Source organism: Pseudomonas sp. GZJR-8, assembly GCF_002916705.1.
GTDB classification, from domain to species: Bacteria; Pseudomonadota; Gammaproteobacteria; order Pseudomonadales; family Pseudomonadaceae; genus Aquipseudomonas; species Aquipseudomonas synxantha_A.
Genome location: NZ_JXSI01000001.1, coordinates 661980 through 675198 on the forward strand (window position 1 = coordinate 661980; position 13219 = coordinate 675198).

At 60.6% G+C, this 13219-nt stretch carries 13 protein-coding genes; 7 read left to right on the forward strand and 6 right to left on the reverse strand.

Annotated elements, in window-relative coordinates:
* Nucleotides 1-13: 13 nt before the first annotated feature.
* On the reverse strand, nucleotides 14-847 hold the full coding sequence (locus tag TK42_RS03055; protein ID WP_032877189.1) for a nucleoside-binding outer membrane protein: 834 nt from the start codon (nucleotides 845-847) through the stop codon (nucleotides 14-16).
* Nucleotides 848-1004: 157 nt separating this feature from the next.
* Here TK42_RS03055 and TK42_RS03060 point away from each other — a divergent pair, with 157 nt between their 5' ends.
* Nucleotides 1005-2507 carry a nucleobase:cation symporter-2 family protein gene (locus TK42_RS03060; RefSeq protein ID WP_032877188.1) on the forward strand — a complete coding sequence of 501 codons (1503 nt, stop codon included), beginning with the start codon at nucleotides 1005-1007 and terminating at the stop codon, nucleotides 2505-2507.
* Between the two features lie 100 nt (nucleotides 2508-2607).
* Here TK42_RS03060 and TK42_RS03065 read toward each other — a convergent pair whose 3' ends face one another.
* On the reverse strand, nucleotides 2608-3540 hold the full coding sequence (locus TK42_RS03065; RefSeq protein ID WP_103733561.1) for a proline iminopeptidase-family hydrolase: 933 nt from the start codon (nucleotides 3538-3540) through the stop codon (nucleotides 2608-2610).
* A gap of 90 nt (nucleotides 3541-3630) precedes the next feature.
* Nucleotides 3631-4395, reverse strand: coding sequence for a LuxR family transcriptional regulator (locus TK42_RS03070; protein ID WP_005786276.1), 765 nt, complete (start codon nucleotides 4393-4395; stop codon nucleotides 3631-3633).
* A 183-nt stretch (nucleotides 4396-4578) separates the two neighbouring features.
* On the opposite strand from TK42_RS03070, the gene TK42_RS03075 reads away from it, so the two are divergent.
* From TK42_RS03075 to TK42_RS03100, 6 genes are read left to right on the forward strand one after another with little or no spacing between them, the layout of a single operon-like run.
* Nucleotides 4579-5466, forward strand: a complete 888-nt coding sequence (locus TK42_RS03075) for a proline iminopeptidase-family hydrolase (RefSeq protein WP_032877186.1) — start codon at nucleotides 4579-4581, stop codon at nucleotides 5464-5466.
* A 3-nt stretch (nucleotides 5467-5469) separates the two neighbouring features.
* Nucleotides 5470-6417, forward strand: a complete 948-nt coding sequence (locus TK42_RS03080) for an ABC transporter permease (RefSeq protein WP_103733562.1) — start codon at nucleotides 5470-5472, stop codon at nucleotides 6415-6417.
* Nucleotides 6414-7271, forward strand: a complete 858-nt coding sequence (locus TK42_RS03085) for an ABC transporter permease (protein WP_103733563.1) — start codon at nucleotides 6414-6416, stop codon at nucleotides 7269-7271. The genes TK42_RS03080 and TK42_RS03085 overlap by 4 nt, the downstream gene beginning before the upstream one ends.
* On the forward strand, nucleotides 7268-8224 hold the full coding sequence (locus tag TK42_RS03090; protein ID WP_103733564.1) for an ABC transporter ATP-binding protein: 957 nt from the start codon (nucleotides 7268-7270) through the stop codon (nucleotides 8222-8224). Before TK42_RS03085 ends, TK42_RS03090 begins: the two co-directional genes overlap by 4 nt.
* Entirely contained in the window at nucleotides 8221-9192 is a 972-nt protein-coding gene (locus tag TK42_RS03095) for an ABC transporter ATP-binding protein (RefSeq protein ID WP_032877183.1), read from the forward strand. The genes TK42_RS03090 and TK42_RS03095 overlap by 4 nt, the downstream gene beginning before the upstream one ends.
* A 31-nt stretch (nucleotides 9193-9223) precedes the next feature.
* Nucleotides 9224-10738, forward strand: coding sequence for an ABC transporter substrate-binding protein (locus TK42_RS03100; protein ID WP_103733565.1), 1515 nt, complete (start codon nucleotides 9224-9226; stop codon nucleotides 10736-10738).
* A gap of 133 nt (nucleotides 10739-10871) precedes the next feature.
* On the opposite strand, the gene TK42_RS03105 is transcribed toward TK42_RS03100, so the two are convergent.
* The 3 genes from TK42_RS03105 to ubiG all read right to left on the reverse strand — a co-directional run bounded on the left by TK42_RS03105 (nucleotide 10872) and on the right by ubiG (nucleotide 13173).
* Nucleotides 10872-11612: a YciK family oxidoreductase gene (locus tag TK42_RS03105; protein ID WP_103733566.1), complete on the reverse strand. Its 741-nt coding sequence runs from the start codon at nucleotides 11610-11612 to the stop codon at nucleotides 10872-10874.
* 186 nt (nucleotides 11613-11798) lie between these two features.
* Nucleotides 11799-12470, reverse strand: coding sequence for an N-acetylmuramic acid 6-phosphate phosphatase MupP (gene mupP / locus TK42_RS03110; protein WP_103733567.1), 672 nt, complete (start codon nucleotides 12468-12470; stop codon nucleotides 11799-11801).
* Between the two features lie 4 nt (nucleotides 12471-12474).
* Nucleotides 12475-13173, reverse strand: coding sequence for a bifunctional 2-polyprenyl-6-hydroxyphenol methylase/3-demethylubiquinol 3-O-methyltransferase UbiG (gene ubiG / locus TK42_RS03115; RefSeq protein ID WP_003172645.1), 699 nt, complete (start codon nucleotides 13171-13173; stop codon nucleotides 12475-12477).
* Between the last annotated feature and the right edge of the window lie 46 nt (nucleotides 13174-13219).

The following is a 13219-nucleotide window of genomic DNA, read 5'->3' on the forward strand; positions in this document are numbered from 1 at the left end:
TGCGTTTCTTCAGTTAGAACGTGACTTCCATGTTCAGCGTCGGCGTTGAGGTGCGGCTGCCACGGCCACCATCCACGCCGAACTTGTTATGCCAGTATTCATAGCCCACCCCCAGGTACAGGTTCGGCTTGACGCTTTTACCCGGCCGCAGCGCCACCATCAGCGCAGTACGCATCAGCCCTTCCGGCGCGGTATCGCGGCCATGATAGTCCTCGCCTTTCTCCCCGACGTAATTGATAAACCCCTGGAATTTCGCCGCGTGGTTGCCGACCTCGAACGGGCGCATCCACGTCAGGTTAAGCATGTAGGTGTCGTCGAAGGTGTGATTCGACTCTTGCGCGCCGGGAATGCCGGTGTGGTTCTTTTCCTTGTAGTACATCAGGCTCAGGTCCAGCACGCCGACGGTGTTGAACTTCAAGGTCGGGCCGATCACCAGCGCGCGCTTTTTGGCTGAGGCGAAGTTGTTGTTGCGGTTGGCGTCGAAACCCAGGGTCAGGGCGTAATCCTTGATCAACCCGGTGCCCGGCGGCAGATCGAACACGCGCGAGGCATACAGCTGGTGCCGGTACACGGCATACACCTCGCTGCCGCCATGGTCGGTACCCTTGCGTGGGTCACGGCTATCGGACAGAAACACATCGAGGTTGAGGAAGTTGCTGCCGTAGCGGTAGCCGCTGGCGTGGGTGAAGCTGTAGATGCGCTTGCTGAAATCGTCGGGGTTGTTCGGATTGGTGAAGTGCTGGCCGTAGCGAAATCCTACGCTGTTGTTCATCCATTCCACCGCGACAGCCTCACCACCGCCCAGAAGGGTCAATGCAACGGTTGCGCCCTGTAGTGCCTTTTTCATTATTTTTGTCCTTTGGCGTTCTGGCTCATGACGGCCGGATTATTTTTGTAACGCCGCGGGAGGGTATCTTGTTCGATTGATTGTATACAACTCTATGGACATACAGTCTGAATATTGCATACAGTGAGCGCACAACAAAAACAGAGAACCCCTCACCATGACTATCCCGAAGGCGTCACCGCAGCGGCCCGAAGATGAAAATCTGGGCGTTGCCGCCAACATGGCTTACGGCCTGCAGCATGTACTCACCATGTACGGCGGCATCGTCGCCGTGCCGTTGATCGTCGGCCAGGCCGCCGGGTTGTCGCCGGCGGATATTGGTCTGTTGATTGCCGCGTCGTTATTTGCCGGTGGCTTGGCCACGTTGCTGCAAACCCTTGGCCTGCCGTTCTTCGGCTGTCAGTTGCCACTGGTGCAGGGCGTGTCGTTCGCGGGTGTGGCGACCATGGTGGCGATTGTCGGCAGCGACGGTGCGGGAGGTATTCCGGCAATTCTCGGTGCGGTGATGGCCGCGTCGTTGATCGGCCTGTTGATCACCCCGGTGTTTTCACGCATTACCAAATTTTTTCCGCCACTGGTGACCGGCATCGTGATCACTACTATCGGTCTGACGCTGATGCCAGTGGCTGCGCGCTGGGCCATGGGCGGCAACAGCCGTGCGGCGGATTTCGGCAGCATGTCGAATGTCGGCCTCGCGGCCCTGACTCTGGTGCTGGTGCTGCTATTGAGCAAAATCGGTAGCGCCACGATCTCGCGTTTGTCGATCCTGCTGGCAATGGTGATCGGCACAGTAATCGCCGTACTGCTTGGCATGGCTGACTTCTCCAGCGTCACGCAAGGGCCGATGTTTGGCTTTCCTACACCTTTCCACTTTGGTATGCCGACCTTTCATGTGGCCGCGATCATTTCCATGTGCATCGTGGTGATGGTGACGCTGGTGGAAACTTCGGCGGACATCCTCGCAGTGGGCGAGATCATCGACACCAAGGTTGACTCCAAGCGCCTGGGCAATGGCCTGCGCGCCGACATGCTGTCGAGTATGTTCGCGCCGATCTTTGGTTCGTTCACCCAAAGCGCGTTCGCCCAGAATGTCGGCCTTGTGGCGGTGACCGGTGTGAAGAGCCGCTTTGTGGTGGCCACCGGCGGGGTGTTCCTGGTGGTGCTGGGCCTGTTGCCCTTTATGGGGCGGGTGATCGCGGCGGTGCCCACCTCGGTGCTGGGTGGCGCGGGGATCGTGTTGTTCGGCACGGTCGCGGCCAGTGGCATTCGTACGCTGTCCAAGGTGGATTACCGCAACAACATGAACCTGATCATCGTTGCCACGTCCATCGGCTTTGGCATGATCCCCATCGCCGCGCCGAGCTTTTACGATCAGTTCCCGAGCTGGTTCGCGACCATCTTCCACTCGGGCATCAGTTCGTCGGCAATCATGGCGATCTTGCTGAACCTGGCGTTCAACCACTTCACCGCGGGTAACTCGGACCAGCAGTCAGTGTTTGTGGCGGGGACTGAGCGCAGCCTGTGCTTTCGCGACGTGGCCGCGCTGCGTGATGGGGATTATTACCGGGGCGGGAAGTTGTTTGATGCAGAGGGTAAGGAGATTCCTCTGGTAGCGGATACCTCGAAGAAAGCCGCAAAACCCGAAACCACAGAGGTCTAAAAATGTGGGAGGGGGCTTGCTCCCGATAGCAGTGTGTCAGCCACTGAAGATATTGACTGATACACCGTCATCGGGAGCAAGCCCCCTCCCACATTGGAATCTAGCCAGCCTTGCGGGCTTTGTGCGGCATTGAACACACCTCATCCAAAAACTTCACCACGGTCCCCATGCACGCCTGGCGTTCTTCCACATGGGGCATGTGGCTGGAGTCTTCAAACAGTGCCCAGCGCACGTCTGCTATCTCATCCAGAAACGGCTTGACCACCAGCGGTGTGGCTTCGTCATGCCTACCGGAAATCACCAGGGTCGGCACCTTGATCGCGTCCAGGCGGCCAATCACGTTCCAGTCCTTCAAGCTGCCGATCACGTGGAATTCAGTCGGGCCGCTCATGGCGTGGTACACCGTCGGGTCTGCGTCGACCTGGGCGAAGGTGCGCGCCACTTCCTCGGGCCATGGGTTGACCCGGCACACGTGCTGGTCATAGAAAATCCGCGAGGCCGCCAGGTATTCCGGGTCTTGATAAGTGCCGGCCTGTTCATGTTTGAGCAGGGTTTCGTGCACACCTTCGGGCAGCAGTTTACGCAGGCGATTGGCTTCGCTGACCCAGGTGCGCATACAGGTCGGTGAGTTGGCGGGGATAAACGCGCGCAGGCCCTTGGGCTGCAAGATCGCGTGTTCGCTGCCCAGCATACCGCCCCAGGATTGACCGAGGATCGCGTAGTTCTCGCTGATCTGCAGGTGGTCCAGCAGGTTGTTCAACTCGTCGAGGAACAGACCGATGGTCCAGAACGAAGGATCTTTGTGGGGCAGGTGCGTGGAGCGACCGTTGCCCAGTTGGTCATAGTGGATCACCGCGTGGCCGCTGGCGGCGACATCCTTGAAGGCATCGACGTAATCGTGGGTGCAGCCCGGGCCGCCATGGATGATCACCAGCGGCGTGCGGCCCGTGCCCAGGTCACCGGTGACGCGATACCAGGTCTGGTAGGCGCCAAAGGGTGCGAAGCCTTCGCGAACTTTTTCGATGAATTCCATTTCGTACCCTCTGAAAAAAATGATCAGGGTTACGATAATCTGAACAAAAAGTTTAGGTAACTAGCAAAACAGCTAGGTTTTTGCGAAAACTCAACCTTCCAGCAAGCGGTAATGCGTGGCCCGCACCACCGCTTGGACGCGGTTCTTGGCCCCCAGTTTGTGCATGGCCGAGGCTAGGTGCAGGGTGACAACTGCCAGGGAGCGGCTCAGTTTGGTGGCGATTTCGGCGGCGGTCAGCCCATCGGCGGCCCATTTCAGGCATTCGCGTTCGCGCTTGGTCAGGTGGATGTGCGGGTAGGCGCGCAGTTCCTTGCTGAACAACGGGTAAGCCGCTTCCTGCAGGGCATGGGTGATCAGGCTGAAGTCGGCCAATGTGTGCTGTGCGTCCTTCAACACCGTGCGCGCCTTGCCGGTGCGCAGGCCGGTCAGCGATGCGAAGCCACCACGGGGCAAGTGAATGGGCACGCTGACGCCGCAGGTCAGTTCACGTTCGTGCAGGTACGAGGAAACGGGGGCGTGGCACGGGTCGATGATTTTTTGCAGGGCGGTCTCGGTTTTCGCTTCATAGGACCAGACAAACGGCGATACCGTGCTCAACGCCAGGTGCTGCACCGGGTCGATCTGGTAAAACCCTTCGCTGCACCATAAGGCGTGCCAGTCGGGCGGTGTGTTGCGCAGTTGCAACACCGAGGGGGTAATCAGCGTGCCATTGAGGTCGATGGGCACCGGCGTGTAGTCGTACACCAGCGCATCGAAGCCCAGTTGTTGGGCGAGAATAAACGTATTGTCCATCTGTTCATCCAGGCTCCTGCCCGGCATGAGGCGATTATTGAAGGCGGTCAGCTTGGCCAGCATCCGTTCTGCTCCCGAATTCATTTGAATCTCGACTTGCTGCAAGTAGAATGCCACGCCCCGGCGAAGGACAGCCAGGCCAAACCTATAGGAAATACTAGGTTATGGACGCACGGTATCCTCGGTAGTGTTGACCTGATAAACGGCCGCTACCCGCCAGGCCGATACAACACAAGGAATGTATGCATGTGGCGTGAAATTGCCCCCGACCAGCAGTACAACGTACAAGTCGACGGCCATAACCTCGTGGTCTACAGCTTTGGCGAAGGCGATGAAGTGCTGCTGTGTCTCAACGGCGGCCCAGGCCTGCCGTGTGACTATCTGCGTGACGCTCATGGCTGGCTCAAAGCGCATAACCTGCGAGTGGTTGCATTCGACCAGCTTGGCACGGGCGCATCAGCCAGACCGACCGATGTTGCGCTGTGGGAAATCCGCCGTTATGTCGAAGAAGTCGAGACCGTGCGCCAAGCCCTGGGCCTGGGCCGCGTGCATTTGCTCGGGCATTCCTGGGGCGGTTGGCTCGGTATCGAATACGCCATCCATTATCCCGATGCGCTGAAAAGCCTGATCCTGGAAAATACCGTCGGCGACATTCCCCATCTGTCCCAGGAACTCGAACGCCTGCGAGGCGCCCTGGGCAGCGAAACCGTGGCCATGATGCAACGCCACGAAGCCATGGGCACCCTCGACCACCCGCAATACCAGGCCGCCATCACCTTGCTCAACTACCGCCATGTGTGCCGCCTCGACGAGTGGCCGGAGCCGCTCAAACGCTCCCTGGGCGACTGGAACATGGGGCCCTACGCAACCATGCAGGGCCCCAACGAGTTCCTTTATATCGGCAATCTCAAGGACTGGAACCGCCTCAAGGAGATGGCTGAATTCAGGATGCCGATCCTGATCACTACCGGCCAGCACGACGAACTGACCCCCGCCTGCGCCATGCGCATGAAGCTGGCCGCCACACACGCCGAACTGCACGTATTCCCCAATAGCAGCCATATGCCGTTTTATGAGGAACCTCAAGCGTACTTCCCGGTGCTGCTGGACTTTCTCGCTCGCAACCGAGGCTGACGGATGAACCTGACGCGTTACCGTTTTGTCCTGTCCCGGCCGTTGCAACTGCTGCCGGTGCTGTTTGGCATCAGCCTGATCACTTTTGTGTTGGTGCGCTCGATCCCCGGCGACCCAGCGCGGGCTTTGCTTGGCTCGCGCAGTACGCCGGATGCGCTGCTGAAAATCCGTGCCCAGTTCGGCCTCGACCAGCCCTTGTGGCTGCAATATTTCTACTTCCTGAAAAACCTGCTCAAGGGCGACCTCGGCCAATCGCTGCTGTACAAGGTCGACGCGCTGAAACTGATCGTTACCCGCATCGAGCCGACGCTGGTGCTGGTGCTGGGCAGCGTGGCCCTGGCGTTGCTGATCGCGGTGCCGCTGGCGACAGTAGCGGCGCGCCACAAAGGCGGTTGGGCGGACAACCTGATCCGCGTTTTCACCACGGTCGGCCTGGGGATGCCGGCATTCTGGCTGGGCTTGATGCTGATCCTGCTGCTGAGCGTGCAATGGGGCCTGTTCCCGGTGTCTGGCTATGGGCGGACCTGGCTGGACAAGGCCCACCATATGGTGTTGCCGTGCCTGACCATCGCCCTGGCGCTGTCGGCGGTGCTGGTGCGCAACCTGCGGGCGAGTATGTTGATGGAGCTGCAGGCCGATCATGTCACCGCCGCCCGGGCCCGAGGCTTGTCCGAGGCTGCGGTGTTTCGTCGGCATGTACTGCCCAACTCGCTGGTGCCGGCCGTCAACCTGCTGGCGGTCAACATCGGCTGGCTGATCAGCGGTACGGTGGTCATCGAAAGCCTGTTTGCGATTCCGGGCATCGGCCAATTGCTGGTGCGCGGTATTTTCACCCGTGACTACATGGTGGTGCAGGGCGTGGCGATGGTGCTGGCCTGCGCCACGGTGGTGGTCAACTTCGTCGCCGACGTAGTGACGGTAGCGCTCGACCCTCGGGTGAAGATGCAATGAGCAGCCGCCCACTGATTGCACCCTGGCGCTTGCGCCTGCGCTTTGGCTTTCGCAATGGCCGCCTGACCGCCGCCTGGGGCCTGCTGATCCTGTTGACGTGGCTGGCCCTGGCGCTGTTTGCGCCGTGGATCGCACCGTTTGACCCCATCGCGCAAAACACCGACATGAGTTTGCTGGCGCCCAGCCTTGCCCATCCGCTGGGTACCGACAATTACGGCCGGGATGTGTTATCGCGGGTGATCTGGGGCGCGCGCATCGACCTGCAACTGGCGATTGTCGGGGTGATTTTCCCGTTCATCATCGGCACTTTCGTCGGCGCGGTGTCCGGTTATGTGGGTGGGCGTTTCGACAGTTTCTGTATGCGCGTGATCGATGTGGTGCTGGCGTTCCCGTTCCTGGTGCTGATGCTGGCGATCATGGCCATTCTGGGGCCTGGCTTGCAGAGCTTTTATATCGCCATGGCACTGGTGGGCTGGGTGTCGTATGCGCGGTTGATTCGCTCGCAGATCCTGGTGCTCAAGGAAAGCGAGTTTGCCCTGGCCGCCAAGAGCCTGGGGTTTGGCCATGGGCGCATTCTGTTCCGGCATTTGCTGCCCAATGCCCTGTTTGGCTCCATCGTGTTTTCCATGTCCGACGCGGTGCTGGTGCTGCTCAACGGCGCCGCCGTGAGTTACCTGGGCCTGGGCGTGCAACCGCCTACCGCGGAATGGGGGACGATGGTGGCCGAGGGGCAAGCCTTTATCACCACGGCCTGGTGGATCTGCACCTTCCCGGGGTTGGCCGTTGTGACCCTGGCCATGGGCTTCAGCCTGTTGGCCGACGGTGTCGCGCAAGTGTTGGGGGACCGCTCGTGAGCCTGCTGCACGTGCGCGACCTCAGCGTGATCGCCAACAACAGCGGGCGTGATGTCACCTTGGTGGATCGCGTGTCCTTCGACCTGGCCGAAGGTGAGATTCTCGGCCTGGTGGGTGAGAGCGGGTCGGGCAAGACCATGGCCTGCCGCGGCTTGATGCGCCTGCTGCCATCGCCCAGCCTGCGTGTGCAAGGCGGCGCCGTACGCCTGGCCGGCCAGGACCTGCTGCAACTGGATGACGCCGGTATGCGCGCCGTGCGTGGCGGGCAACTGGGCATGATCTTCCAGAACCCCAGCAGCCACCTGGATCCGCTGATGCGCATCGGCGAGCAGATCGCCGAGGGCATCCGCCTGCATCAAGGTGCGTCGAAAAAGGACGCCCGCTTGCAGGCTATCGAGGTGCTGCGCCAGGTCGGGATTCCTGACCCGCAGGCGCGGGTCGACAACTATCCCCATGAGTTTTCCGGCGGTATGCGCCAGCGCGCGATGATCGCCGTGGCACTGGGCTGCAACCCGAAAGTGCTGATTGCCGACGAGCCGACCACGGCCCTGGATGTGACGGTGCAGGCGCAAATCCTGCGCCTGTTGCTCGACCTGCGCGACCAGCGTGGCCTGTCGATCATCATGATCACCCATGACCTGGGCGTGGTCGCGCAAACCTGCGATTCCATCGCGGTGATGTACGCCGGGCGCCTGTGCGAGCACGGCAGCAAATACGAACTGCTGGCGCGGCCGCAACATCCCTATACCGCTGGGCTGATCGACTGCCAGCCGGCCCACAGCAGCGGTCATGCCTTGTTGCGCACCATCCCTGGCCAGCCGCCGTTGCTCGATGCCTTGCCTGACGGTTGCCGCTTTAATCCGCGTTGCCCGCAGGCCGGGGCCTTATGCACCGAGCTGTTGCCCCAAGGCGCACGCGTGGCCTGTCACTATCCACTGGGAGGTCGCCCATGAGCCTGTTGCAGATCAAGGACCTGGAGGTGCGCTTTGCCGCGTCCGGCAGTGGCCTGCTCGGCCTGAACAAGCAGTGGGTGAGGGCGGTGAACGGGGTGTCGCTGAACCTTGCCGCCGGTGAAACCCTCGGCTTGGTGGGCGAGTCCGGCAGCGGCAAGAGCACCCTGGGCCGGGCGATTTTGCACCTCAACCCGATCAGCGCCGGCCAGGTGCTGTTTGACGGTATCGATATGGCGCACGGCAGCGCCATCGACATCGCCCGCCTGCGCCATGAAACCGCGATGATTTTCCAGGACCCGTACGCCGCGCTGAACCCCCGGCACAGTATTGGCGAAACCCTCGCCGAGGTGTTGCGCGTGCAGCGCAAGGTGGCTGTGGAGCAGATCCCGGCACGCGTCAATGAGCTGCTGGAGTTGGTGGGCCTGCGCCCCGAGTTGGCCGGGCGCAAACCGGGCTCCCTCAGCGGCGGCCAATGCCAGCGCGTGGGTATCGCCCGGGCACTGGCGGTGGAGCCGCGCCTGATCATTGCCGATGAATGCGTGGCCGCGCTGGATGTGTCGATCCAGGGCCAGATCATCAACTTGCTGCTGGAACTGCAACAACGCATGAACCTGGCGATCCTGTTTATCGCCCATGACCTGGCCATCGTGCGGCGCCTGTGCGACCGCGTGGCGGTGATGTACCTGGGCAAGATCGTCGAAGAAGGGCCGGTGGAGGCGGTGTTCACCACGCCGCGTCATCCGTATACGGCGGCGTTGATCGAGGCGATTCCCGAGATTGACCCGCATCGGCCATTGCCCGCGCACCCCTTGCCGGGTGAGCCACCAAGCCCACTGAATCTGCCTACAGGCTGTGCGTTTCACCCGCGTTGCCGGTATGCGCGAGCCGTGTGTTCCGCGGTGTTGCCGCCGACCCATTTCCTGCACGAGCATCGGTACAGTTGCGTGCTTGAAGAACCTTTGCCTTGACCTCTGCCATTCATTAACAAGGAGTTGTGATATGCAATCGCGCCACTTGAAGTTGCTCGCCGCCGCTACGCTGACCGCCTGGTCGCTGACCGCAGGACTGGCCCAGGCCGCTGGTGTCCTCACCATCGGCTGCCGTGAAGACAGCACCACCTTCGACCCGATCAAAAGCGCACAAAACCGCGACACCTGGGTATTTGCCAACGTCTACGACACCCTGGTGCGCGTGGATAACCTGGGCACCAAGATGGAACCGGGCCTGGCCGAGAGCTGGGAGATATCCGAGGATGGCTTGACCTACACCTTCAAACTGCGTGAAGCGAAGTTCTCCGACGGATCAAAGATCACCGCGGCCGACGCGGCGTTCAGCCTGTTGCGCATCCGCGACAACAAGGCGTCGTTGTGGAGCGATCCGTTCAGCCTGATCAACACCGCCAAGGCCAGCGATGCGAAGACCCTGGTGGTCACTCTGAAAACCCCGGCGGTGGCCTTCCTCTCGCAATTGGCGTCGCCGACGGTGTCGATCCTGTCGGAAAAAGCCATGACCACGATGGGCGAAGACGCCTACTCGGAAAACCCGGTGACGTCCGGCGCGTTTACCGTGGAAGAGTGGCGCAAGGGCGACCGGGTGATCCTGAAGAAGAACCCGAATTTCTGGCAGGCCAATAACGTCAGCCTCGACGGCGTGGAGTGGGTGTCGGTGACCGACGACAACACCCGTATGCGCATGGTGCAGAACAACGAACTCGACACGGCGATCTTCGTACCGTTCTCGCGGGTCGAAGAGCTGAAGAAAGACAAGAACGTGGTGATCCACGCCGACCCGTCTACCCGTGAAGATCACTTGTTGATCAACCACGAGCACGGCTTGCTCGCCAAGCCGCAGGTGCGCCAGGCATTGGACATGGCCATCGACAAACAATCGCTGGTGAAAACCGCTACTTACGGTCAAGGCACCGTGGCGTATTCCTACATTCCCAAAGGCTCGCTGTACCACTACGCCAACAACCTGCAACGTCCTTATGACCCGACTGAGGCCAGGAAACTGCTGGAGGAGGCTGGTGCCAAGGACTTGAAGCTCAACTACGTGGTCAACGCCGGCAACGAGGCCGACGAGCAGATTGCGGTGATCATCAAGGACCAGTTGGCCAAGGTCGGTGTGACCGCCAACCTGCAAAAGGTTGACCCGACCCAAAGCTGGCAGATGCTGGTGGACGGTGAGTACGATATTTCGGTGATGTACTGGACCAACGATATCCTCGACCCGGACCAGAAGACCACCTTCGTGCTGGGCCACGACACCAACCAGAACTACATGACCCGCTACAAGAACGACAAGGTCAAGGCGCTGGTAGCTGCGGCGCGAGTCGAGGCAGACCCGACCAAGCGTGAGCAGATGTATGTCGAGTTGCAGAAACTGGCGAAACAGGATGTGAACTGGATTGACCTGTACTACAGCCCGTACATCAATATTTCACGCAAGAATGTGAGCAACTTCCTGCAGAACCCGCTGGGCCGTTTCACCCTTGAAGAAGTAGTCAAAAACTGAGTTTTTGACTACACCACAAAGCAGTGTGGGAGCTGGCTTGCCTGCGATGCAGACACCTTGGTGCTTCAGTTACACCGCAGTGATGCTATCGCAGGCAAGCCAGCTCCCACATTTTTTTGCGGGGTGTCAGGGCTTACTGCGCATCAAACGCCTGCCCATTGATGCCAGCACTGTCCGGCCCCATCAGGTACAGGTACACCGGCATGATGTCTTCCGGCGCCGGCCTTTCCATCGGATTCTCACCGGGATACGCCTGGGCCCGCATACTCGTGCGTGTACCGCCCGGGTTGATGCTGTTGGCGCGCACTGCCGCTACATCTTCCAGCTCATCGGCCAGGGTTTGCATCAAGCCTTCGGTAGCAAACTTCGATACACCATAAGCCCCCCAGTACGCCCGCCCCTTGCGCCCGACGCTGCTGGAGGTGAACACCACCGATGCATCCTGGGACAGCTTGAGCAGCGGCAGCAAGGTGCTGGTCAGCATGAACATCGCGTTGACGTTTACATGCATCACGCGCATGAAATTCTCGCCGGACAACTGCTCGATGGGCGTGCGTGGGCCGATGATCGAGGCGTTGTGCAACAGGCCGTCGAGGCGGCCGAATTCTTTTTCGATCATCGCTGCCAGCTCATCGTATTGATGGGGCAGGGCGGTCTCCAGGTTGAACGGGATCACCACCGGTTGCGGCTGGCCGGCCGCTTCGATCTCGTCATATACCTGGGCCAGGTTGGCTTCGGTCTTGCCCAGCAACAGCACGGTGGCGCCATGGGCGGCATAGGTCTTTGCCGCTGCTGCGCCAATCCCGCGGCCGGCGCCGGTGACCAGGATGACCCGGCCTTTGAGCAGTTCTGGAGGGGCAGAATAATCAAACATAAATAGCCTCGACAAAATTCAGTAGGTAATACCAATTTTGAGTGCATTGAAAATCCAATGTGGGAGGGGGCTTGCTCCCGATAGCAGTGTGTCAGTCACTGCATTTACTGACTGACCCACAGCTATCGGGAGCAAGCCCCCTCCCACATTTTTTAATCTTCATGGGTCATTAGAGTGTGGGAGCCATCAGCAACTGCACAGCGCGTTATCCAGCACCTTGCGCAATTCCAGCGGGTGATCCACCACCACATCCGCGCCCCAGTGACGCGGGTTGTCATCCGGGTGGATATAGCCATAGGTGACCGCCGCCGTGCGCGTACCGGCGTCGCGGCCGGACTCGATATCACGCAGGTCATCGCCCACGAACAGCACACTGGCCGGGTCCAGGTCGAGCAGCTTGCACGCCAGGATCATGGGCTCCGGGTCCGGCTTGCTGTTCTTCACGTGGTCCGGGCAGATCAGCACGGCCGAGCGCTCGGCCAGGCCCAGTTGCTGCATGATCGGTTCGGCAAAGCGCACGGGCTTGTTGGTGACCACACCCCAGATCAGCTTGGCCTTCTCGATGTCTTCCAGCAACTCGGCCATGCCGTCGAACAGTTTGCTGTGCACCGCGCAGCCCTTGAGGTAGCGATCGAGGAATTCCTGGCGCAGCTTTTCAAAGCCTGGCGATTCAGGATCCATCGAAAAGGTCACGGCAACCATCGCCCGCGCACCGCCGGAGATTTCATCGCGGATGTGCTGCGGGTTGATCGGTTTCAGGCCGCGGTCGGCGCGCATGGCCTGGCAGATGGCGATAAAGTCCGGCGCGGTATCCAGCAGGGTACCGTCCATGTCGAAGAGAACCGCTCGCAACTTCACAGGCTTACTCCTCGCGCAGGGTCTGGATCATGTAGTTGACGTCAACATCGCTGGCCAGCTTGTAGTGCTTGGTCAGCGGGTTGTAGGTCAGGCCGATGATGTCCTTGACGGTCAGCCCGGCCTGACGGCTCCACGCACCCAGCTCGGAGGGGCGGATGAATTTCTTGAAGTCATGGGTGCCACGCGGCAGCAGCTTCATGATGTATTCGGCGCCAATGATCGCGAACAGGTAAGCCTTGGGGTTGCGGTTGATGGTGGAGAAGAACACCTGGCCGCCCGGCTTGACCATACGGAAGCACGCACGGATGACCGAGGATGGGTCCGGCACGTGTTCCAGCATCTCAAGGCAGGTCACCACGTCGAACTGCTCGGGCATTTCCTCGGCCAGGGCTTCGGCGGTGATCTGGCGGTATTCCACGCTCACGCCGGATTCGAGCTGGTGCAACTGCGCCACGGCCAATGGCGCTTCGCCCATGTCGATACCCATCACGGTCGCGCCGCGTTGAGCCATGGCTTCGCTGAGGATGCCGCCGCCGCAACCCACGTCCAGCACCTTCTTGCCGGCCAGGTTGACGCGCTCGTCAATCCAGTTGACCCGCAGCGGGTTGATGTCGTGCAGGGGTTTGAACTCGCTCTCGCGGTCCCACCAGCGGTGGGCGAGGGCTTCGAATTTGGCGATTTCTGCGTGGTCGACGTTGCTCATGATGAATCCTCTAAATCTGAAAAATCGGTGAGTGGGTGCCGAGCGC